The organism is Bacillus cereus group sp. BfR-BA-01310 (assembly GCF_022664325.1).
In the GTDB taxonomy this organism is placed as follows: Bacteria; Bacillota; Bacilli; order Bacillales; family Bacillaceae_G; genus Bacillus_A; species Bacillus_A paramycoides.
In genome coordinates, this window is sequence record NZ_JAKUHD010000035.1 from 1 (window position 1) to 24,128 (window position 24,128).

Sequence of the window (24,128 nt, forward strand, 5' to 3'; positions counted from 1 at the left end):
TTTCAAAAAAATATACAAATGAAAGAACTTTTACAATGAAACAATTTCGTAGATGTAAAAATGCCTCGGAGCTGCAACATTTTCTTTCTATTGGAACGAACTGATTACGATACCGGTACCTTATACTGATTCTTCACCAAGAAGAACCTTTAGGCTTTTGCCTAACCGTCATTCAGCTCCCACCTACTCATTGGACCATGTCCTACCCATTCCTTGAAGTGGGAGTTTTCTGTCGGGAAATGATAAAATATACAACATGAAAAATCACAAAACATTATTATTCTAACTTTGCGATCATTTGGCGAACGTAATAAGTTAACATAGTATTTCTCCATTGTTTCTTGATGTTGGTATGCTCCTTACTTTTAGGTCTCTCGACTTGACAATAAAAGCAAATCGAGCCGGTAGACAGGGTCAAACCGTATCCGTTTGACAACCTACAAGGGTCTGGGATAGATAAATCGGTCAACTCTTTAATGCTCACTTCGTTCCGCTTACCGTTGACTGACACTTAATACATGTGTTCTAACAAAAAATTGTTAGTTTATATAAAAAAGGACATCTACAATCGTAAATGCCCAAACGTGTGATAAGGATTTAATTTCCAGAAACGTTGAATACGATATAAACGACTAAACTTATATCTTATACTCCAATTATATGGTTGTCTTTTTCAAAAGGTGCAAACTAAAGAGAGTACTCCCCGTTTAAGTACTCTCTCGTAAATCGTCTAAGGTAACATGTGAGATAGGACCTTTCACTACTATTATATGAAGTTCAACCCCAAATATGCCTAAAACGGTTCTGGTGCAAACATTAAACAAAAGAGAATAAAGCACATATATTCCTAACGGAATCGTATCTTTTATTGCAAGTCCAAACAATTGATGGATGAATTCTTTTTGATTTTGGACAGACTGGTTCCATAAAGTAATCTGTTCTTTTTTAATCATATGCATGGCTTCTACTCCAGAAAGAATGGATGTAGCTGTGTCAAAAGATTTAAGATCTAGCATAGAACGGATTCGCTTCTTTATAATGCGATGATCTTGTTCTACTATGTTATTCAAGTACTTTTGTTGTCTAAGTCGCATACCATTAGGTATGCTTTTTTCTTTTTTCAACTGTTCAATTGCTATAGGATAAGCTGGATTCTTATCGACTGTTATCACACGTGGCTTTGAAACATGAAAAGACCGCAAAGCTTTCTTGAAAAAGCGCCTTGCACCCTTATGATCCCTTGTTTTGCTTAGGCAAAAATCGATTGTGTTTCCGTTCGAATCAACAGCATGATCCAGGTACATCCATTGATCTTTTACTTTGATATATGTTTCATCGACTCTCCAAGAGCCATTTATTTGTTTGAGGTAACGTCGGATCCGTTTGTCCAATTCAGGACCATACTGATGAACCCAACGCATAATCGTTGTATGAGAAATGAATAAACCCCGTTCCTCCATCATTTCCACCAAATCACGAAAACTTAGGTTGTACCGTTAATAAGATAATATCAAGCTGGTAGTGCTTCCATTTGAACCAATTTTTCTTTTCCATACCGATCACACACCTTTTTAGAGTAATAGTATCAGTATGTCCAAGTTTTAGAGATGATTTGTAATTACCTTGAAGTTTTTGCACCAGAACCGTTACTTCACTAAAGAACCTGTTCGTTGAATAAGGAATATGATACCATCTCAAGAAAAAGAAGCTAGCAATAAATTGTTAGCTTCTCGAAAAAACAGTACTTTTCCCCCTCTTCTACTATTTATATTGTGATTTAACGCTTGTAAGATGAGCATCAAACATATCAATTATTTCAAGAAATCTATCAGCTTCACGAAAAACATGGTCTGCTAATAATGGATGAATGATACTCTTTATTTTACATTGCTCAATTAAATCACGTGCTGTTTTCTTAAAATCCCGAAGAGATGTAACCGACACACGATTTTGATCCAAAAATTGGTCTAAAAGAGGAACTGTTTGGGATTGTGGTTTCATAGATTCTAAGTCAATTGCTTGATACATCAATTCATCAAAATCATTGCTAAAATTCCGAGCTGTATCTACAAGCTTTCTTTCCGATGGATCAAGAAGATGACCAATAAATTTAGCATGGTCTGCCATAATCCTTAAAAAGAAAACATTTTCTTTAATAATAGCATCCGGAAGAGCATCTAATTTACCTTCATTTAATTCAATTAAACGTCTTCTAAAATAATCAGCTTCCCTACTTGTATGATCAACTAACAGTGGAAAATTATTTTGCCCTGGCAATTTACATGTAAGAATTAACCCTAGAAGTTTTCGTTTAAATCCGAAAATATTAGTTGCAGCTTGTTGTACTTCTGAATTAAATCTTTTTATTTGTTCAGGATCTGTTTGATTTGTATAGGAATGTGCAATTTGTTCGATGTGTTCAAACAATCGGTAAAATTGATTAGCCTCTTGGATTAGTTGAGTATCCTCACATCTAAACCCCAATCGAAGAAATAAAGAATGCTCTTTCATGATTCTAGACCAAAAACGGATTTCATTTAATGATCGTTCAACAAACATTCCAGATGTAACACCCGTATCAGGATGTAATGAGGCTTCGTTCCTATTCATTTTCAATCCCTCCAGTAAATACTATGCTAGTTCTATTCTTATGAATAGATATAAATTAAAATACCATCCATTAAAGTTCAGTCTGGCTATATAAATAGGGATCCCACCACATCGCCATCAACCTAAAGAATCAAAATCCCCATATAACGAAATTGCTATTCATTATTGACTACTGATAATGCTGGATTTTAATCCAGCATCAGATAATAGACGATAAAAAGTTAAAAACGTTTATACAACAAGCCCCGCATTTCATCTATATTTTTTCTTTATTGATAAAAAACGTTATAAAAGGAAAAGTATGTGGGCAAAACAACAAATACAACAAAAGAGCATAGCGTGTATATATCGTGCGCCAGCACTTTATATACCGTCCACCTGATACACCCAAGTAAACACTTGCCATACTCTCAGGAGTTATTGTACATCAAGTAGGGTTTCTTAAGTAACGTTTACCACATTGGTGACGTTGCTTTTTTGTTTTACCAAAGGAGTCGAATAATGAAAACTCGTATCGATGTTATCGCAAGGAAAGAATCTTATTGCAACCTTTCTACTTTTGAAGAAGTAGAAGAATTAAATAAAACTGTGAGCACATACAGAGACACTATCCATATGTCTATTAAGCGTACCGATATACAATCCATTACTTGAAATTTTAAAACGCCACAGCTGTAAATATGTAGGTGTTAATTTCCTATGCAAAAATAGAATTACTGCAAAGATGGAAGTTTCATATAAAACTGTGCAACGTTTAATGAAGAAACTTGTGGATCTAGAGATGATTAAGCAAGTTGCTATGAAGAGAACAAAAGATATGCTCCAAACTTTAAAAATATGCTATATTATCAGCTGCTTGTCCTATACGAAAAATCTCCGTAAGCATATATTAATATAGATAAAAGCTAGTTTTTTACTTAAAATATGTTTTTAAAAGGGTGATAAAATGCATAATCAAAAAGATCAGGACAGATGCTTCCAGTGCGACTTTCTCTACATTGGTGATAGCTTCGACGACACCGTGAAGACTTTCGACCCGAAAACAGGGAAGTTCCTTGGCACTTTTGTCGCACCAAATAGTGGCATCTTGCATGGTCCTCGGGGACTTATCTTTAACCATATGGGCAATCTTCTTGTCACTAACCAGAACGTCGGACAACCCGTGAATGGCGACATATTGAAGTTTAATGGGCAAACCGGGGCGTTTCTGGGCGAACTCGTCCGTTCAGCCGAACCAGGCGCTCCGTTGGCACCGCGCGGTATCGTACTCTCCAAACATAATGTCCTGTTTGTGGCAGATGTTGGTGACTTCGACTTTAACACGGGCATAGAAGTGCCTGGAGAAGTGCGGATGTACAATGGTTCCACTGGGATGTTTCTAGGCAACGTCGACCACCACTGCTTCAACCCTTTCCACCCCCGCGGATTGGTCTTCGGTCCTGACGGCTTGCTGTATGTCTCCGCCATTGACTTTTTAGATCCAAATAAAGGCTGGGTGCTGCGCTTCAACCTGAAATCAGGGGGGTTCGATGTGTTTATTGTGAGTAATAACAAGAACAACCTCCATCGTCCCGAAGGTTTAGTCTTCGGTCCTGACGGCAACCTCTACGTCACTAGTTTCAAAAATCTTGATGATCCTAATGACACCGACAAAATTCTGATCTTCGATGGTGATACGGGCAAGTTTATCGGCAAGATTGACCTCTATGCCCCGGGAAAACCACGTGCTTTCGCACAGGCACTCCTTTTTGGACCGGATGGAAAATTATTTGTCCCTATTACGGGCCCGTTTGACAATGCTACGGGGGCTCCTACAGGCGAATTTACCGGTTCAGTACGGCGTTATAATGTCCATAGCAAGAAGTTCAAGGAGGTGGTCCCCCCTTATAAAAAGGGCGGACCATTGGGAGTACCGTGGTACCTGACATTTGGCAATACGAATCCCGCAACACTAGCTTACCGGTGTGACCGGGAAGAGAGCTGCGCCCATCATCATCCACCTCATGGGGAATGTAGTGACGAGAGCAGTAGTTAACATTTGAATATATAAGGAAAGACCGCTTCTAGAGTTTAGAACGTTCTTTTTAAACCTTCTAAAAGGTTAGATTCACAATATCCTATGATTTGTTAAACGATATTCCATATTCAGCGAACGGGTGCTTATCTTGAATAAGATTTAAGCAATGATCTTCAACAATCGGGCGCGATTGTTGAGCAAACACAGGTAGAAAAATTATTCACTAGCAACAAATAACTCAAGCATTTTGATCAAACTTTATTACAAACCAACAGCATTCACGGCAAGCTTATGGGTTAATAATTAATCCACGGCAAAGATATGCTTCCTTTAGCGGCAACTTTATGGGTAAAGTCACAGAATAAGCCAAATGCTCTAGGAACAATACAAGGTTCCAAAGCCGTTCATAACTGTTGATTATGTTGACTAAGTATGTATATGAGATATAACAAAAATATTTATGATGTATATCCAATAATGTTATTATATATGAAATTAAATACAATGAAGAGAAGAGTAAATAAAGTGAATTCTATACAGAGAACCCTGGTAGCTGAAAAAGGGTTAGAATTTCTTTATTGAAGTAAGGCTCAGAACAGCACATTGGAACCTGCTATAGGGGGATAGTGTGACGGGTGCTCCCGTTATAGAGCTAGGGTATAGGTATTTTTGTTATACCTGATAAGGTTAATATGGTGACGTATTAATAACCTGGGGTGGTACCGCGATCTAAAATCTCGACCCAAGACAATTAAGTCTCGGGGTGGGATTTTTTTATTTTGTTTTAAGTGCTGCATTATATTTTAGGAGGAATTCAATTGAGTGTGAACTACTCACCACTTAGCAAAGCTTGAAGTGAGAGCTTCTCAGTTCCACGACGAAAGCAACCTTTCATCTCCCTGAGCGTTACTTCGGAGTGTTCCAATCCTAGATGTCCAACGCTTGGACGCTCTTTTGGTACGGTTGATATTTTACGCAGGAACCGAATGGCTTGGTTTTCGCACTCTATTTTCTTCCTGCAACCTCATATATCAAGTTATCAAAGAGCTTCATATAGCTAGTTTATCAAAAATTTTTGGCTATGCCAAACCGAAATTCATCTCCCACCTACCGTTGGGCTATCGCCCTTCACACGCTTGAGGAAGGAGAATTCATTCGGTAAATTCGTTAAAAAAGCATTGGAAACTTGGCGGTATTCATCTATCTTATTGTTTAGCATTGGTGTTTCAAGTGTTGGAAGTTGGGTTTACTTTATTACTCTAAACCTTATCGTTCTTAACATAACAGAGTCGGCCATTGCTGTATCTGGTTTATATATTATTAGGGCTTTATCAACGCTGGTTACTAATATTTGGTCAGGAAATCTTGTAGATCGTTTACATCTAGTATCTTTTCTGTCTTCTATTCTTTTTAATGCATTCATAAATTTTATCCATGACAAACGCTTCATGTTCTGTCCAAATGGCTTCAGCTTCTTCTAATGTAACTACTCTAACTAGTTCCTCAATTGCTGTATCTTTAACTAAAAATGTAGCTACAGCTCCTGTAGATGTTGAATATTTACTGATAACTAAATTAATAATGTTATCAATCCCTAATACACTATTATTATGAGACTTATTTTCAATTTGGCTACTTGGGTTTGGTATTTCTTTATCGGACAGTTCTTTTAATCGGGAATTTAGAGTGAATTCTACATAACCGATTGGGGAATCAATATCTGAACGAAAACGTATATCCTCAATTATTTCTAATACAGTTTCTTTATGAGCCTCCCATTTTTTAAACACTTTAGGAAACACTTTTTCTTTACAGCGTTCTTCAAATCTTTTAATTTTTTGTTCAAATGTATTGGGCTGTTGAAATTTATCTAATTTCTTTTCAAAATGAACTAAATTGTGATCTTTCTTTTTCTGGCTACGGATAATAAATTTAATTTTTTGTACTTTCCTACCTAATTTAATTTCTTCATATTCAAAAGAAATATCTGTTTTTTGGTCTAATTCTTTTTGGGAAGGTTTCAATACACGTTGCTTAAAATTTGCATAGTTGGGGTATATATCCATCGCATCTAAGTAATACCTTAAATTTTCGAGACTAATTGTACGCTCCTTTAAATCTTCATATTGTTTAAGTAGTTCATAAATACGTATAGCGTATGTACTTTTCAATTTAATAACATTAGCTAGTCTATAGCTTGTAAACTTGCTGCTTAATTCTAATAAAAATGGCTTTAATAACGGATCGAAACGCATATCAATTGTTCCTTTATTCCTGTTATAAATTGCTGAAGAAAGCCAGGATACCTGTATCAGCTCTTCCCCAGCCCGAATTTCAATTACTTTTGATAATAATTCCTTTGTAATTTTACTTAACTCCGAATATTTAGTAGATCCATTTAGACCAAGTAGATCATGAAAATGTTTAATGGGGAATGTGTAAGTTTTAAAATCCCAATCATTGGGTTCAATATTACTAGCCAAACAAAGTAACATTTTTTGTTCCACTAAATTCAAACGTGAATTTGCTTCAATCAAAGTATTTGATTTTGAAACAATATTGTTCTCTTTAATCTGCAAATCTTGATTTTTAGACATACCTACATACGTCCCTTCTTTCCTACCTCTACTGCTCTACTAACTATAACAAGTATATAACCAAATTTGCTATCTTTAGAACCATTTTTGCTATCTTTAGAGCCATTTTTGCTTTAGTTAAGCAACCAAATTTGCTATCTTTAGAACCATTTTTGCTATCTTTAGAACCATTTTTGCTTTAGTTAAGCAACCACATTTGTTATCTTTAGAACCATTTTTGCTTTAGTTAAGCAACCACATTTGTTATCTTTAGAGCCATTTTCGCTATAGTTAAGCAACCACATTTGTTATCTTTAGAACCATTTTTGTTATGGTTAAAACCACATTTGTTACCTTTAAAACCATCTTTGTTATAGTTAAGCAACCAAATTTGTTATCTTTAAGACCATTTTTGTTATGGTTAAAACCACATTTGTTATCTTTAAAACCATTTTTGTTATAATTAAATGTCATCATCCCTTATGTATCAAGACATTTCATGCTCTTAAAACATATAAACATATAAAACATATAAAACAATTAATATATAAAACAAACAAAACATACAATGTTGGATGAATAAGAATATACTTGTTATCATTTTTTAAATAAAATTCCCACGTCATATAACCAAATTTGTTATCTTTATTTTACTTAGATATGTAAACGTCAATTAATTGCAAAACTCTTCGGACATACTTAAGTATAAAAAAGCCCTGAAAAAGGGCCCTTATGAGTTTCGCAAGAAAGGAATGTCTCCTACTATAATATACGTTTGTTTCAATAGAATGTGAAAAAAATAGGCAAATGTTTCATTTTGTAGAGAAGTGAGGTGGCTTAATCGGAATAGGGTGCATCGTTGGACGGTGTCCGTTGTGTGAAGATGCTATTTATGAAGATAAAGACTTAGTACCACGAACTTCTTCAGGAAAGTGCTCAGTAGCTAAAAAATAATAGCGAGAATAACCCGAATTGAGACTTCCACGACTAAAGTCGCGAGCCCTAATCCTAACGAATTAACGGCTGGGATTCTTGAATGACTGAGCATTCGCATTCCATTTCTGTTGTAAATAGATTCCTATCTGTATATTTCTACAAAAAGAATCCTATTTTCTGTGAATTATGGTATAAATTTATCTTAGGTTGATGGCGATGTCGGCAGAATCCCGTTTCTTAATAAACGATGATCCCGCTCCATAATGTTATTTAGATATTTGACTTGTCTGATTGAGCTGCCTACGGGTATCTTTTTTTCTTTTTTGCAATTCTACAATTGCTATCGGAAAGATTGGACTCTGGCCTACTGTGATAACGCGAGGCTTAGAAACATGAAAAGACCGCAAAGCTTTTTTGAAAAAGTACTTTGCAGCCATATGATTTTTTTCTTGTTTAAATAAAAGTCAATTGTATTCCCTTCTGAATCAAAAGCACGATACAAATACGCCTAATTACTTTTAACCTTCACATGTGTTTCATCAACTCTTCAGGAATCGTTCATTGATTTCAAATGTATATTGGCTGAACCCTTTTCCACAAATTAATTCTTACTTGTTCTGTTTTGTCCGTATATAAGATTAAGAAGCTGCATATATTCATCCTCTTGTCCGATATCAAATCGTTTCCCATCAATCATTTTTCCATATACTTTTTTAGTCATAATTAAAGAATGAATTGCATCTGTTAATTGATATTCCCCCCCAACACCAGGTTGAATATTTTTTAATAAAGGAAAAATATCAGGTGTAAAAACATATCTACCAAGTACGGCAAGATTAGATGGAGGATTTACTTTCGGCTTTTCGATAATATTTGTAATACTAACACAATTTTCTTTTACAATCTTCCCTTCAATAATACCATACTTCTCTAAACATTCATCTGGTACCGTATGAATGCCTATTACACTATTTTTCGTCTCTTTATAAATACTAATCAACTGATTTAAAGCGGTTTCTTTATCCGAAACTACAATATCATCTGGCAAAAGTACAGCAAAAGGTTCGTTACCAATAAATGTTTCACCTAATTTTATCGCCTCACCAAGTCCTCTCGCATATGGTTGCCTTATATAATGGATTTGAACATTAGGGATAGCAAGCCCTTTTAACAGATGTGATTTTTTTTCTTTTTCTAAAAAAGCCTCCAATTCTAATGAATAATCAAAGTAATCAACTATTAAATCCTTTCGGCTAGAAAGTACAATTAGTATTTGCTCAATGCCTGACTTCACAGCTTCTTCTACAATATAATGAATCGCGGGTTTATTCCCTATTGGAAACATTTCTTTTGGAATCACCTTTGTAATTGGAAGACTCCTTGTGCCGTAACCAGCGGCTGGAATGATTGCTTTTTTAATCACTAACCTCTCTCCTTCACTTATTTAAAATATTTATATTCATTCAACTCCTTACCTGCTCATGACGAAATCAAAAGGGGCCTTTACTTTTTTTCTCTTTCCCTGCTTATATGAATAGGCATTTCACTTGTCACCAATCCAAGTTGTTCATCAATATACTGTAACAACTAGTACTAAGTACAGAAAGGTGACTATCATATGAATATATGTATTATAGGCTCTGGTTATGTTGGGCTCACATCAGCGGCGGTATTAGCAGAATTGGGTCATAATGTTATTTGTGTAGATAAAGATCAAGATAAAATTCATTCTCTCCAAAAGGGAGAATGTCCTATTTACGAACCAGATTTAAAAGAACTTATTCGAAAAAATCAAAATCGATTACAATTCCTTTGTGATATCGATAAGGCTATTCGACAATCACCTGTTATTCTTATCGCTGTCGGAACTCCTTCTACATCAAGTGGAAAGACGGATCTAAAATATCTTTATTCCGTTATTGATATACTAGTTCCAGCCATAACATCATATAAAACAATTATTACGAAAAGTACAGTTCCACCAGGTACAAATCAGCAATTATATGAAACACTCATTAAAAGTGGAGTTTCATCATCCCTATTCAATATTGTTTCTAATCCAGAATTTCTTCGCGAAGGTTCTGCTGTCCGCGATATGCTTATTCCAGATAGAACTATTATAGGTATCCAAAAAGATGACACAAAGTCGTTAGAAATTATGCAGGATATATATAAAGGGATTAGCGCTCCTTTCCTTTGCACTGGATTAAACGAGGCGGAGATGATTAAATATACATCCAATGCATTTTTGGCTACAAAAATATCTTTTATAAATGAAATTTCTCGAATTTGTGATGCATATCACATTGATGTTGTTGAAGTGGCAAAAGGAATTGGCTATGACTTTCGAATTAACCCTCATTTTCTTCAAGCGGGAATGGGGTATGGGGGATCATGCTTCCCAAAAGATTTACATTCACTCATCTATACAGCAAATGATAGGCACGTAGCAGTTCCTATTTTACAAGCTGTACAATCCATTAACTCCACACAGATAGATCTCTATGTTAAAAAAATCAAAAATACTATAAAAGAACCCTCTTCAAAAAAAGTAACTGTTTTAGGAATTTCCTTTAAGCCAAATACTGATGATATTCGTAGCTCCCTCGCTGTACTACTTCTTGAAAAGTTAATCCTTCTTGGCTACGATCTACATGCTTATGACCCAAAAGCTTTTCTCCCTCCACATTTAAAAAAACAAGTTACACAGCATGAGAACCTAGAATCCTCAATTACAAATTCTGATTGTATTATTATTGCTACGGAATGGAATGAATTTAAAACACTTAATTGGAAACAAGTCAAACAAGTTATGAAGGGATGCACAATCGTGGATGGACGTAATTGCATCGAAAAAGATGAAATAGAAAAATACGGATTACACTATATAGGAGTGGGTCGGTCATGAAAATCCTTGTAACGGGAGCCGCTGGTTTCATTGGCTCTCATTTGTGTCAAGCGTTACTTAAAAATGATGCATATCATGTAGTTGGAATTGATCATTTCATCGGTCCTACTCCAGCTATTTTAAAAACAGATAATATCCAATCCCTTCAATTGAATTCACGTTTTGAATTCATACGAGAAAACATTTTAACTACAGATTTATCGCAATTATTACAAGATATAGACGTAGTTTATCATTTAGCTGCTATACCCGGTGTCAGAACAAGCTGGGGAATAGATTTTCAGGATTATGTAACAAACAATATAATGGTTACACAACATTTACTTGAAGCCTGTAAACATGTAAAATTAGATAAATTTATTCATATATCAACATCTTCTGTTTATGGTGAAAAATCTGGCGCGGTTTCTGAAGATTTATTACCTACCCCTCTATCTCCATATGGTGTTACAAAATTAAGTGGTGAACACTTATGTCATGTTTATCACAAAAATTTCCACATACCAATTGTTATTTTAAGATATTTTACAGTATATGGGCCAAGGCAACGTCCTGACATGGCATTTCATAGATTAATTAAACAATTGTTAGAAGATAAACCTCTCACGATATTTGGTGATGGAACACAAACGCGTGATTTTACCTATATCGATGACTGTATACGAGGAACTGTGGCCGCTTTAGAGACAAAAAAAAATATAATAGGTGAAATTATCAATATCGGTGGAAAAGAACAAGCATCCATTTTAGACATTATTTCTATGCTAGAAAAAATATTAGGTAAATCAGCAACTAAAAACTTTCTAAAATCAGTTCCTGGGGAACCGAAACAAACATGGGCAGATATATCTAAGGCCAGTACATTACTACAATATTCTCCAACCGTTCCTCTATTCGACGGTCTGGAGGCAGAATATCATTATGTAAAACAATTATACAAAGGAGATTAATTTATTAAAATTGCATATATATGTACAGAAAAATTACCATCTCCAGCGTTTAAAGGTGGAGCAATTCAAATGATGATTGATGGGGTGTCTCCCTATATAAGTCAAGAGTATGAGCTTACCATTTTCTCTATTTCAGATCCAAGTCTTCCAGAGCAAATAACACGAGATAATGTCAATTACATGTATTTTCCTCAAAAAGAATATGAGCAGAATGTTATAAGGACACTCCAAACCAATACCTTTGATATTATACGTGTCTTTAATCGTCCCAAAAATATACCTCTATATAAACAAGCTTCTCCACACAGTAAATTTGTATTAGGCCTGCATAACGATATGTTCGCTGAACATATCGTTATGCAGGCAATCTTATTATTGAAAAGGTTACCGCCATCATGACTGTTAGTAACTATATTAAACAAACTGTGATTGAGAGATTTCCACAAGCTGAAGATAAAATTTCTACTGTCTACTCTGATGTTAATTTAAAACAGTCCCCTTCTATCTGGACACCAACAGGGCAAAAAATAAGAAGTGAATTTCGTACAAAATACGATATCCAAGATAAAAAAGTGATTCTATTTGTTGGCCGATTATGTGAAAATAAGGGTCCACATTTACTCATTCACGCTATGAAGAAAATTATTCAAACACATAAAGATACGGTGCTTGTAATTGTTGGTGGTAAATGGTTTAGTGATAACAGAGTAAATAAATATATTAGAAAATTATATAGAATCGCTAAACCAATTAAAAAGCACGTAATTTTCACTAAATTTATTCCGGCAGATCAAATGCATAATATGTTTCTAATGGGGGATATATTTATATGTAGCTCACATTGGAACGAACCATTGGCACGTATTCATTATGAAGCAATGGCTGCAGGAATCCCAATACCGTGGGAAAAATGCTGAAGTTATAACAGATGAACATAACAGCTGTCTAGTAGAACAATATACTAATCCAATGGAGTATGCCAGACTCGTCCATGTTTTGTTATCTCAACGAGAATTTGCACAATGGATTGCTGAAAACGGCAGAAACGTTGTGGAAAAAAATTTCACATTTAAGCATACAGCAGGAAAACTAAATCAGGTATATAAACAAGTAGCAGAATCCACTAATAAGCCTGCTAGAAATATTATGCGCCCCTCAAAATTCAAATAATTCGAACTACTCATCATTTAACGTCCTGAAGGGCTGTTTGAAGTAGGAGATTCCTAAGTATGGAAACCTAACGATTTTAATTGAGTAAGCTATCCCTGTAGTTCCTACGGTTAAAAGAGGGATAGCTTCGTTTCTAAGATTTAGTCCTGCGTTAACATCTCTATCGTGATGTGTGCTACAAGAAAGGCAATCCCACTCACGAAGATTTAGATTTTTAACATCTTTATTTTGATAAATGTAACTCGAACATAGCTGATTAGAAATAAACGTTTTTGATACAACTACAACCTGCTTCCCGTACCATTTTCTTTTTTAATTGAGTAAGCTCGTCAGAAAAAATGATACGTTAATCCTTTCCCTATCTTTTTATAAGTATAACTTTATATGACAGAGAAACAATTGAATACAAAACGACTACAACCAATGAGTCTCGCAATTAAGGCTTTTTGTTCTTGATTTGGGTAAATACGAAATTTGTATGCCTTATTGATTAATATGGATTGTATCTCGCTTTTTTGTAAGGTTCCTGTATTATTGAACTACCCCCACTTTCACTTCGTTTAGAAGAGGGGGATTCCTAAGTAAAGAGTTCTATCGAACTCTAATTTATTAGGCTATCTCCACAGTCCTTGCGGTTAGAAGCCTTATCGCTTCATTCTTTAGATTGATACTTGCGTTAATATCCCTATCATGGTGTGTACAACAAGAAGGGCAGTCCCATTTACGTAGGTTTAGATTTTTAACGTCTTTGTTTTGATATCCACAACAAGAACATAATTGGCTTGAAGCAAATGTTTTCGATACGACAATGATTTGTTTGCCGTACCATTTTGCCTTATATTCCAACATAGTTCGAAACTGTGACCATGATACCTCACTAATTGCTTTTGCTAACTTATGATTCTTTAACATATTCGATACTTGCAAATCCTCTATACCGATAACATCGTGGTTTTTGATGATTTCAGTCGAGATTTTGTCCAAGTAATCTTTTCTAGCATTCGTCATGTATTCATGAATTCTAGCTACTTTTACTCGTTGTTTATTCCAGCGAGAAGATCCTTTCGTTCTTCTAGAAAGAACACGCTGTGCTTTTGCCAACTTCTCTTCTAATGATCGAAAAAACTTTGGATTTTTATAGGTTGTTCCATCTGACAAAATGGCGAAATCTTTTAGTCCCACATCCATTCCAATGTAAGAACTCGTTTTCGGAAGTTCTTGCACTTCTGTTTCAACTAACAATGACACAAAGTATCTGCCAGAAGGGCTCCGTCTAACTGTAGCATTTAAAATACGTCCTTTTACTTCACGATTTTTGGCAAATCGAACAAGACCTAGTTTTGGCAATTTAATTTTGTTTCCTACAACGGCAATGTTTTCATTTGTTTGTTTTGTGGTATAAGATTGTACGTTGTTCTTCTTAGATTTGAAACGCGGGGCATTGTTTTGTTTTTTGAAAAGGCGTGTATAAGCATCCGCAAGGTTGCGAACAGACGACTGAATCGCAATACTATCCACTTCTTTTAGCCAAACAAACTCTTTCTTCATGGCAGGAAGTTTGGCAGAGCATGTACCATATGTCAAACCCTTTCCTGTTTCTTTATATGCATTATCCCACAGAGATAGGAAGTGATTGAATACAAAACGAGAACAGCCAATCGTTTTATTGATTAGGATCGCTTGTGCTTTATTTGGATAGATACGAAATTTATATGCTTTATTGATCATCATTCATTTCACCTCCATTTCGATATACGTCTATCATACAACAAACATACATTCGATAGGTAGTGAAGTAACAGTTTATGTATGTCGAACAATTAAGATGGCCTCCTGCCATCCCTTGTCCGAAGCCAATTCATCTCCCACCTACTCACTTCGCGTTCCTTGAGGAAGGAGTCTTCTTGGCTAAAATGATAAAAAGAAGAACGTTTGATGTCATACTTTTTCATAGCTCCTACGGCCGTAATCGAGCCAGATTTCCATTCCTTGTAAGCATCCGTAAATTCTTCTGTTATTTCGACAGGCGGACGTCCTAAACGTCTACCTTGTTTTCTGGCAAGAGCAATTCCTTCAGCTTGACGTTGTTTAATATCAATGCGCTCTTTTTCTGCAAAGGCAGATAATATTGTCAGTGTTGCTTTTTGAATTGCACTCTGAATAACATCATTTGTACTTTCTCCAGTGTAATTGACGTTAATGTATAGTTCCTTTATAAATTGTAAATTTACTTTATGTTTTTCGTAATATCTAAATTCTTCTAATGTATCATTCATATTTCTTCCAAGTCTTGTCAAGGAATCAAACACAATGGTATCTCCTGTATGAACAAGACGTTTTAGCATTTGATAATTCTCTTGTTCCATATTTTTCCAGATTCTTTATCTATGAAAATATCCCGTTCTTCTATCCCTAAATTCTTCATATTCTGAATTTGCCGTTCTTCGTTTTGATCTTTACTCAAAACTCGCACATATCCAAATTTTTTATGTTTCATATGCTACACCTCATTGATAATGATAACAATTATGTCTGTAAAGATATATAAAATAAACGGATATTTATAGACGTGGTTTTTTATAGTTTCCTATGTATCTGTAAAGGTATACTTTTACAGATGGATGTAAAAAGACAATAAAGCTATTTAATTTTAAAACCTAAAACAAGCATAACCCCGTTCTAAATTTAGGACGGGGTTATGCTTGTTTAATTTTCGATATAAGATACTTCACTGTACTCAAAAATATAACAATAAAGTCGTTTAAAAATCTAAGATTTATTCAACAATAGAGCCCTTTAGTTGAGGAGGGGGTGGTTATAAGGACTAACTACTTAGCCGTCGTCCCATGAACTCTTTTTATTGTTTCATCCTTTTCATTTTCATTCAAATATTCGAAAAAACCTAAGCGATTCCCCCATGGGTCTGTAAAGCTTCCCCATTTTACGGGAACCTCTTCTCTTGAATATATTTCAAAAGGCTCAATATTTAATTCCTTTATCATTCTATCTCTTTCAGCCTCTATATCCATCACACCCATGCGTATCGGACCGCTACCTTCTGTTGGCGTTCCCTCGGCTACCTGTAACCAACTCCCGGGTACGAGTTCAAACTCAATAAATCCTTCATGAGGTACAAAATCAGGCTCTTTATTCAGTAGTGACTTGTACCATTCCTTTCCCTTTTCAAAGTCTGAAACACGAACTTGCACAGTCGTTTCAATAATCACCATAACCCCTCCATTTTTTAAACATCGACCTTAATCTACTTCAACACAATTGTATACATTCCTTCTTTGCTTATATTCAACAAAATGGTCCGGCTGTTAAATATCATGACTGGTGTTTTTTAAACAACTTTATTATCTCTGTACACTACGAGACGATTGAATAGGTATAAGCTTACATAAAGTGGAAATAATATCGGGGGACGTAGAAATTATTTAATTACAGAGGAGAGATGAAGATGACTAATAATAAATCAAATGATTCAAAAGAAGAATTAGCAATCCCAAAAACTCCAGACACGGATGAATTGATTAATATAGAAAATGCTAGAGAAGGTGTTCAAGTTACAATTCCCGCCTATGACAACATGCGAGAAGGAGATGAAATTCAAATTTACTGGGGCGATGAATGGAATATAGAAGAAGGAGAAGAGAAGGAAAGGGAAAAGAAAAATCAAGAATAAAATACCCTTGTTTTTTGTGTCTAAAATGTGTCTAAACGTACAATTTTCCCGAAATGATATGGTGCCTGCGCCATCACAGGTGTAAATCAAGCGGCTTTATATCGGAAATTAAGAGAATTAAAAAAAGATGAAAAGACGACTCTTTAATATAAACAGAATCGTCTTTTTATGTAAAGATGTACTATGATACGGTTATTGAATTATGATTTAGTTTCTGTTCGAATGAAACGCCACACTAAAAATACTGCTGTTAAATAAGCGATAGTCATAGTTATGAATGTATTACTTGCACTACTATACCAGCCTCCTGATAAGTGAATGATCCCCCCCATAACTGCTACGCCAACTAAAGCACCAATTTGTCGATTTGCATTTAATGTAGCTCCGGCCATGTTTGCATGAGATGGCCCTGCTGCTTGCATAACCGTTGCGGTCATAGCTGGAACCGTTACACCTACTCCTAAATTGATTATTGAGAAAATTACTGCTAATAACCAATATGGCATAGATGGCGAAATGAAGATCACCAATAACAATGAGCCAATTCCTGCTGTAAATAAAGCTACGAGCATAGGTAATCTTGAACCTAAACGGGTAGCTACTTTAGCAAATAAAAGGTTACCTACCACGAAAACAGCCATCATAGGTAATAACTGTAATCCCGCTATAAAAGGACTTGAACCACGAGCTTCTTGTAAGAATAGACTCAGCATAAAGACGCCACCAAAAAGAGAGAAGTTAAGCAAAAACCCTACCATATTTGCCGCAGAGAAAGGCGGATTCTTAAATAACTGGCTTGGAATTATTTGATTTTCTGTTTTACGTTCTCTTATAACAAAAAGAATTGCAGTTAAAAGTGCTATAAGGGTCGAACCAACGATTGGAAGAGAAAACCAACCCATTGAAGGACCTTCAATTAGGGTAAAACACAAACCAGCTAATGCAATAATACCTAAAACATGACTAATGAAGTTTAGTTCACTCTGTACGCGAGGTGACTGAGCAATCATCTTGTAAGTAAAAAATAGGGCAATAATACCGATCGGAAGATTAATAATAAAGATGCTTTGCCATCCAGCCAAATTTACTAGAACCCCACCAATAAAAGGACCTATACCGGCAGATGTAGAGACTATGGCTGCCCAGATACCCAACATTTTAGCTCTTTGTTTCTCATCTGTATAAGAAAGTGCAAGTAGACTAAGAGAACTTGGCATAAATAATGCTGCTCCAGCACCTTGAAGAAGGCGAGCTGCTATAAGAATATTTGCAGTCTGTGCTGTAGCACATAATAGTGATGCAATTACAAAGAAGCCTAAACCAAGTATATAAATATTTTTTGCACCATAACGATTGGCTAGTGAACCTCCTGCAAGTAAAAAAGAAGCAAATGTTAGGATATAGCCATCTACAACCCACGTAATTCCAGTAAGGTTAATTTCAAGAGAGCTTTGAATATCTGCAATTGCGACATTTACTACCGTTGTATCAAGGGTTGCCATTACGAATCCCATTGCCAGGATAACAAGTTTCCAAGTGCTAGCGGATGGTTGTACTTCAACCTTAGATTCTTCCATGTTTATATTGCCAGCACGTTGTAATTTCATTTCTAATCAACCCCTCCATTCAGTTACGTTCTTTCAGCTATAAAAATTTTATTACACAAGGTCAATTAAAGTGTAAGGGTAATAGAAATGGATTATGTATGTGCATAACCCCATTCTATTAAGAGATTTACACGGTAAAGAAGTGGTACATTTTAGGCTTTTTAATTTAATATAACAATCCTAATGCTTAAAACATAAATTCAATAGGATTGTTATTCTTGCTTCGGTTGGATTGCATTAGAATTCACAATCCTTGAAAAGAAATTATGGTATACCTGTAGAAATAAGGGATAATTCGGTGTTATGAAAACTTTAGTTCATCAACGTCTTCTCACGTATCCACTCGTCTACTTTTTCTACATCATAAAATTCTTCGATCTGCTCCATTAATGTTACTAATGTTTCTTCACTCATAGCTTGAGCCCACTTATCCTGTACTTTTTTCATAACCCTTGGTAAAACACAGTCTTCTTGAGGATGAGTTTCTTTTGAATCAAAAACAGACAAAGCCATGCCTTTTCCCTGAAAAAAAGCGCCTCTTCCTTCGACTGCTTGGAAAACATCATACAAAGTAATCTCTTTTGGAGATCTTGCTAATGAAAATCCTCCTTTCGTTCCTGTTATTGATTCTACTAATCCGGCCTGTACCAGTAATCTCATTAATTTCTTCAAGTAAGATGGAGATACATCTAAACGTTCACTGATCGCTTCGGAAGTTAGAGTATTACGGTCAGGTACTCTTGTTAACAAAAGTAAAGTATAAACAGCTTGTTCCATTCCAGATTTTATGCGCATAAATTAACCACCCTTAAAACAGAATCATTTATGGATAATGATTATCCATAAATGATTCTACTCCTAAAAAGGTGCACAGTCAATTTATAAATAGAATAAAGAAGAAATAAAAATATTCCTTAACGTACAATTATCTTTTTTCGGTCGTGTGACTCCTTATAAAGGGGTACCGCCAGCATTTTGGAAAAAAACCACGTTAAGCAAAAAATAATAAGCCGCCCATATGGACAGCTTATTTACATAATTTTCGTTATTGGAAGTCAATTATTCACCGATATAAAACAGACTTTGTGCAATACTCGTAAAAAATTCTGGTTCTTGTATAGGAGAATCCTTTTCTATCTCTAAGTATGTTTTAAACCATTCTGATGTCTTCATTCTCCACCTTGCTACTTCTTTACCTTGATAATAAAATTTTGCCCAATCCATTGGTACTTTCTTTACTATGAGTTCACAAGAATCAGATTTAATAAGAAGCTCAGGGGATACAACTTGCCATGAAATATAACTTACTTCATATTCTTCACCTGTCAGATAGTTAATAACTTTATACGTAGGCTTTCCTAACCATTTGGTATTCTTTATGCACTGATAAACTATATCTCTATCATTGGAATAGACATCAATTTGAACGTTCCAATCAATATTCCATATATAGGTTGCCATTTTTGTTAATATATTTTTGTAATTCCTTTTAAATGTGAATGCTTTATTTCCAGCTTCATCTATAACATCGACTGATTTAGTAGAGTCTTTTACCTTAGGGGGTAAGTATGTATATTTCTTCATTCTAATACTTCTCCTTTATTTATTTCTAATGAAAACAATACGGTTTTAATTGTTCTTTTACTCGTTTTTGTAGTCGTAATTTATAAGAAAAGTTTTTTCTTTTATTGTATCATTTAGAATAATCAATTTGTTACAAAAAAATGTATGTATACCATATACATACTCCGTTAACATAACGTCTCATTATCGATAGCAAGAAAAAGGTGGATCCCTCCTCTAAAAAGGCATCCACCTATTCATTATGTACTTCTATACTTGTTTTGTTTTCTTTGTTAGTGCAAACTTCAAAAAAGCTGCAAGTAGGAGGAGGAGCGGTATTCCCTGAATAAAGAGAAATCCTCCAAAAAAATCAAGCGTAGTACTATCTGGAGGGGCTGTTGCCATCCCACCTATAAAAAAAGCCATTGGACTTGTGAGTAGATTTATCCCTAAACAGACCATTATCAATGATAGGTTTTTAGCCTTAATTTTTGATGTACCAGACAAGAAAAATAAGAATATTGCAGTGCCGAATATAAGAAACAGTATTACATAAAAAATTACCATAATATCCCTCCATGACTTTAATTGTACCATCAGCTAGGACAAATTTGAACAAATAGGATATTTATATAAGTCAGATATAGTGTCTCTTTATCAGTTGTAATAAAAAAGCGGATCCCAACTCTCATAAGGAATCCACTCTTTCTTTTTCTACAACTCTATTTTTATACGTTCCTCTTCTTGTCCTTACCAGAACCTCCACCACTAGATCATTTACATAATTATAGTTATAGGAAGCTAATTTTTAATATTAGAGCAAACTCCTCCCCGAACGGAGAGGAGTTTGCTTTTTTCAACAATGCAAAAACAATTAAAATGCTTGTTTCTTATACTCCCTAATGTATCTGAACAATAAGGTTGTTCCTGCTATATTAGACACAATGCTGACTCCTAACATTACAGCCCATGCAACATTCTGAACTTTCATTGTCAAAGTTAACATGAGAAAGCACATGCCAACCGCAACAAACAAGAAACCTAAAAGTTTATTCATGATTTTACACCTCCCTTTTTGTATTTTAACATTATAATGGAACGATATGTTGTGTAATTTTGGGTGTATATGGTATTCATGTTAGGTTAACATAACGTCCTATTATCGGTAGCAAGAAAAAGACGGATTCCTACTCTCACAAGGAATCCGTCTTTTTCTTTTTCTATGACTCTATTCATTTTTTTATACATTCCTATCCTGGCGCGGTTTTAGAGTTCTCGTTTGTTACTAAATTAGCCGAAAAACTGCATAAAATCTTGCATGTTCTTAGCGTGGGTTTTTTCCAAAATGCTGGCGATACCCCATGCCCATCAAGCTTAGATTTTCAAAAACCCCCATAACAAAAATTTTACCTTTTCACAGTTATTCATAAGAGTTCGGCTCATTTTTTCTTTACCCAATTACCGAGCTCTCAAATGTTTTAAATAGTTACCTATCCCCTAATCACCGAGTATGTTTATTTCCCTAAATCACTGTCCATAATAATAAATAAAGACAAACCCTGTATCCATAAGATACAAGCTCTTTCTCAAGAGTATCAAACTCGGTGATTAGGGTAGAGTGGTATACCTATTTTATCTACAAGGTATAAACTTCCAGGAACTAGGTTTTTGTGTTTTTTTTCCTAGTACGATCCAACTTTTTTCTGCGTTTATATTTTCATAATTTAACGGATAACCATCTGTATAAATGTTATATTCTGCAGGGTTATTCGGGTTTATTTGAATTTTGAAATCAGCTAAACTATCAGATTTTTGAGAAAGGTGAACCCAACTAGAATAATTAGACCAATTTAAATATTGATATTGATCATAACTCGAGCTCTTCATGTGAAGATATACGCTCTCACCATGGTGTAATTTTGTATCATTTTCTTTGTAAAATTCAATTTCTATAGGTGTGCCAGATTGTGCATTGTTATTTCCATTTGCAAGTAACACATAATCGTAACGATTTGCTGCGAACCATTTAAATGTTAAACCTTGATAAGGTGATTCACTTGGTACGATATAATAGTTTTTGCCTTCCTCTACGATATTTCCTTCTGTATCATAGATTAATGCCTTCTCTATACTTGGAGCCTGCTCATTTTTAGTAAAAGTTTTAAACCAAAGATTTAAGAAACCTGCTGTATTGCGTTGAGCAGCTGTTAAGCTTCGCTGTACAGCTGGTTTAACCATTTCTTGCCACAATTGTGCTTTACCACTATTGTAATACTTAAGTGTATTATCATTAACGATATTCTGGATTTCAGGTTTAGCTACTTTTGCTACATAATCGATCCATTCTTCAGGTTTAGAGAAAGAATCGTTATAATTCCCGCCAGTATTGACTGCAAATTGATCTTGAATAGTTGTGACATAGTCTTCAAAGTGGCTATGATATTTGATAGCTCTTGTATCAATTGCAGTGAAATTTGCTGCATGCATAGGTTGTGTAGCATCTGTAAGGTAGTGCGTGGCTACTCCTAAATAATAGAAAGCTTTTTCATAGTCTTTATTTCGAAAATGTTCTCCAGATTCATAAAAGTATTTCTTTCCTTGTGTAAGAGCTGTTGGATCTGTTTCGCCTCGATAGTTTTTCTGAGTATCAGGATCATAAAAGTGTGACTTCCATCCGCCTTTGAAAACTCCGCCAATTCCTAACCCGCCATCGTTAAATTCAGAATTATAATCTGCATCATACAATCCTTTTGAAAATAAATCTTTATATTGTGGGAAATTTAAGAAGTCTACAGCCTGCTTATTTGTTTCCACATTAGACTCTGCCTTCATAATTTCAATAGCTTGTTTTGCAATCCATAAATGTGTACTTTTATCAGAATGATAGGGAGCCTCTGCAGACCATTTTGCAACAATGGGATCATTCTCAGTTAAATCAATTTGATCAGTATGAGCATAGCTATTATGAGGGAATGCGCCTAACATAGCTAAAGTCATCCCAGCTATACATAGTGTAGGTATAATTTTTTTCATTTCATTTTCCTTTCTGAATACAATAGTATAATAATTATTATATATATAAACAGTAAATTCAATATCCTTAAGTAGGGGTACCACCACATCGCTATCAAGCTAAGAAATACAAATACCTCCAAAACGAGAAAATTGACATCTTTATGTGAAAATGCATAATTTTTTTGTTTTGCGATGTTATAAAATTTTTAAGTTGATGGGCATTTAAGATCATCATAGTTTATATATCTTTCAAATGTCTTTCATAAATGTTACAAAAGTCTTGCAAATATATAAAAAAAGTACCACCACATCGCTATCAAGCTAAAAAGAACGGGTTACCTCAAAACAATAAAAATGAGCATAATGCACAAAATTTTCGTTTTGGGGTATTTCAGAATCTTAAGTTGATGGGCATGGGGCATTTCTTTTTATTAGCTTGATAGCGATGTGGTGCTACCCCATTCACGAATACACCTTACGGGATAAAACTACTGGATCCATCAAGATTGAGCCCTGACGTTCATTAAAAGATGAGATGCTGGTCCTGGGCATAAAAGACAGTGATATTTTCCAAATTCAAATGAAGGAAATAAATCCAAATGAAAAGTAATGTAGGGATTTCCTGCATTCCAGAAAAATGCACATGTTACCCACATTAATAAAAGAGACAGGGAGTGTAATCAAAACAAACAATACATTATCCATTTAACTGATTAATTAGGCATAAACTTAAATGTAGATGTCCATAAAAAATTGCACATCCAATTGTTAATTGTGTCTAACAATTGGATGTGCGATTCACCAATGAGATGCGACTTTTCTATCTATTTACACACGTACAGCTGTACCACTTACTGCAACCATTAACATTCCATCGCGAACCACTTCGTAGTCTACATCGATACCAACGATTGCATTTGCTCCTTTTTGCGTAGCAAGTTGTTTCATTTCTTCCATTGCAATGTCACGTGCTTCTTTTAATTTACTTTCATATGAGCCAGCACGGCCACCGACAACATCACGAACAGAAGCGAAGATATCGCGTACGATATTTGCGCCCATAATTGCTTCACCGTTTACGATGTCTA

Annotated in this window: 17 protein-coding genes, 7 pseudogenes and 1 other annotated feature; of the genes and pseudogenes, 7 read left to right on the forward strand and 17 right to left on the reverse strand. The window is 35.0% G+C overall.

All coding sequences use genetic code 11. The features are described 5' to 3' along the window. Positions 1-872 precede the first annotated feature (872 nt). Together MR109_RS27445 and MR109_RS27450 are read right to left on the reverse strand one after the other, a co-directional pair. Positions 873-1,554 (reverse strand): annotated as a pseudogene (locus MR109_RS27445) (IS6 family transposase); the annotation flags it as partial. Positions 1,555-1,761: 207 nt separating this feature from the next. Continuing rightward, positions 1,762-2,610: a DUF2935 domain-containing protein gene (locus MR109_RS27450; RefSeq protein ID WP_002174971.1), complete on the reverse strand. Its 849-nt coding sequence runs from the start codon at positions 2,608-2,610 to the stop codon at positions 1,762-1,764. Positions 2,611-3,111: 501 nt separating this feature from the next. Here MR109_RS27450 and MR109_RS27455 point away from each other — a divergent pair. The 3 genes and pseudogenes from MR109_RS27455 to MR109_RS27465 form a co-directional block, all read left to right on the forward strand. Then, positions 3,112-3,439: pseudogene (locus tag MR109_RS27455) on the forward strand (hypothetical protein); the annotation flags it as partial. Positions 3,440-3,556: 117 nt separating this feature from the next. Continuing rightward, on the forward strand, positions 3,557-4,645 hold the full coding sequence (locus MR109_RS27460) for a Vgb family protein (RefSeq protein WP_242274594.1): 1,089 nt from the start codon (positions 3,557-3,559) through the stop codon (positions 4,643-4,645). A 477-nt stretch (positions 4,646-5,122) separates the two neighbouring features. Beyond that, positions 5,123-5,375 (forward strand) — a binding site (T-box leader). A 388-nt stretch (positions 5,376-5,763) separates the two neighbouring features. Then, positions 5,764-6,009 (forward strand): annotated as a pseudogene (locus tag MR109_RS27465) (hypothetical protein); the annotation flags it as partial. On the opposite strand, the gene MR109_RS27470 reads toward MR109_RS27465, so the two are convergent. The 3 genes and pseudogenes from MR109_RS27470 to MR109_RS27480 form a co-directional block, all read right to left on the reverse strand. Then, complete coding sequence (locus MR109_RS27470; protein WP_002174974.1) at positions 6,010-7,224, reverse strand: replication initiation protein; 1,215 nt, start codon at positions 7,222-7,224, stop codon at positions 6,010-6,012. It lies immediately after the preceding pseudogene. 1,141 nt (positions 7,225-8,365) lie between these two features. Next, positions 8,366-8,713, reverse strand: a pseudogene (locus MR109_RS27475) (DDE-type integrase/transposase/recombinase); the annotation flags it as partial. Between the two features lie 27 nt (positions 8,714-8,740). Beyond that, positions 8,741-9,562, reverse strand: coding sequence for a UTP--glucose-1-phosphate uridylyltransferase (locus MR109_RS27480; protein ID WP_002174975.1), 822 nt, complete (start codon positions 9,560-9,562; stop codon positions 8,741-8,743). A 195-nt stretch (positions 9,563-9,757) separates the two neighbouring features. Here MR109_RS27480 and MR109_RS27485 point away from each other — a divergent pair, with 195 nt between their 5' ends. The 3 genes and pseudogenes from MR109_RS27485 to MR109_RS27495 all read left to right on the forward strand — a co-directional run bounded on the left by MR109_RS27485 (position 9,758) and on the right by MR109_RS27495 (position 13,167). Then, positions 9,758-11,047 (forward strand): UDP-glucose dehydrogenase family protein, encoded by a 1,290-nt coding sequence (locus MR109_RS27485; protein WP_242274595.1) that lies wholly within the window; start codon positions 9,758-9,760, stop codon positions 11,045-11,047. Further along, the gene (locus MR109_RS27490; RefSeq protein WP_242274596.1) at positions 11,044-11,997 is read left to right on the forward strand and encodes an NAD-dependent epimerase/dehydratase family protein; all 954 of its coding nucleotides are present in this window, start codon (positions 11,044-11,046) and stop codon (positions 11,995-11,997) included. Before MR109_RS27485 ends, MR109_RS27490 begins: the two co-directional genes overlap by 4 nt. A 3-nt stretch (positions 11,998-12,000) precedes the next feature. After that, positions 12,001-13,167 (forward strand): annotated as a pseudogene (locus tag MR109_RS27495) (glycosyltransferase family 4 protein). Positions 13,168-13,254: 87 nt separating this feature from the next. On the opposite strand, the pseudogene MR109_RS27500 reads toward MR109_RS27495, so the two are convergent. From MR109_RS27500 to MR109_RS27520, 5 genes and pseudogenes are all read right to left on the reverse strand, one after another. After that, positions 13,255-13,479, reverse strand: a pseudogene (locus MR109_RS27500) (zinc ribbon domain-containing protein); the annotation flags it as partial. 68 nt (positions 13,480-13,547) lie between these two features. Then, complete coding sequence (locus MR109_RS27505) at positions 13,548-13,673, reverse strand: helix-turn-helix domain-containing protein (protein ID WP_098791238.1); 126 nt, start codon at positions 13,671-13,673, stop codon at positions 13,548-13,550. A 103-nt stretch (positions 13,674-13,776) separates the two neighbouring features. After that, entirely contained in the window at positions 13,777-14,898 is a 1,122-nt protein-coding gene (gene tnpB, locus MR109_RS27510) for an IS200/IS605 family element RNA-guided endonuclease TnpB (RefSeq protein ID WP_242274597.1), read from the reverse strand. Between the two features lie 170 nt (positions 14,899-15,068). Then, positions 15,069-15,664: pseudogene (locus MR109_RS27515) on the reverse strand (recombinase family protein); the annotation flags it as partial. Between the two features lie 331 nt (positions 15,665-15,995). Then, positions 15,996-16,394: a VOC family protein gene (locus tag MR109_RS27520; RefSeq protein WP_025149532.1), complete on the reverse strand. Its 399-nt coding sequence runs from the start codon at positions 16,392-16,394 to the stop codon at positions 15,996-15,998. Between the two features lie 236 nt (positions 16,395-16,630). Between MR109_RS27520 and MR109_RS27525 the strand changes: the two genes are divergently transcribed. Further along, a complete protein-coding gene (locus tag MR109_RS27525; RefSeq protein ID WP_242274598.1) occupies positions 16,631-16,855 on the forward strand; it encodes a hypothetical protein in 225 nt (74 codons plus the stop codon). Positions 16,856-17,055: 200 nt separating this feature from the next. Here MR109_RS27525 and MR109_RS27530 read toward each other — a convergent pair whose 3' ends face one another. From MR109_RS27530 to MR109_RS27560, 7 genes are all read right to left on the reverse strand, one after another. Then, on the reverse strand, positions 17,056-18,432 hold the full coding sequence (locus MR109_RS27530; RefSeq protein ID WP_242274604.1) for an MFS transporter: 1,377 nt from the start codon (positions 18,430-18,432) through the stop codon (positions 17,056-17,058). A 342-nt stretch (positions 18,433-18,774) separates the two neighbouring features. After that, positions 18,775-19,257, reverse strand: coding sequence for an Rrf2 family transcriptional regulator (locus MR109_RS27535; RefSeq protein WP_242274599.1), 483 nt, complete (start codon positions 19,255-19,257; stop codon positions 18,775-18,777). Positions 19,258-19,521: 264 nt separating this feature from the next. Continuing rightward, complete coding sequence (locus MR109_RS27540; RefSeq protein WP_242274600.1) at positions 19,522-20,046, reverse strand: tubby C-terminal domain-like protein; 525 nt, start codon at positions 20,044-20,046, stop codon at positions 19,522-19,524. Positions 20,047-20,295: 249 nt separating this feature from the next. Next, entirely contained in the window at positions 20,296-20,592 is a 297-nt protein-coding gene (locus MR109_RS27545; protein ID WP_078214360.1) for a hypothetical protein, read from the reverse strand. Between the two features lie 307 nt (positions 20,593-20,899). After that, the gene (locus MR109_RS27550; protein ID WP_178941398.1) at positions 20,900-21,082 is read right to left on the reverse strand and encodes a hypothetical protein; all 183 of its coding nucleotides are present in this window, start codon (positions 21,080-21,082) and stop codon (positions 20,900-20,902) included. Between the two features lie 575 nt (positions 21,083-21,657). Continuing rightward, a complete protein-coding gene (locus MR109_RS27555; RefSeq protein ID WP_242274601.1) occupies positions 21,658-23,058 on the reverse strand; it encodes a zinc dependent phospholipase C family protein in 1,401 nt (466 codons plus the stop codon). Positions 23,059-23,868: 810 nt separating this feature from the next. Beyond that, a partial coding sequence (locus tag MR109_RS27560) for a heavy metal-binding domain-containing protein (protein WP_242274602.1) occupies positions 23,869-24,128 on the reverse strand: 260 nt, incomplete at its 5' end.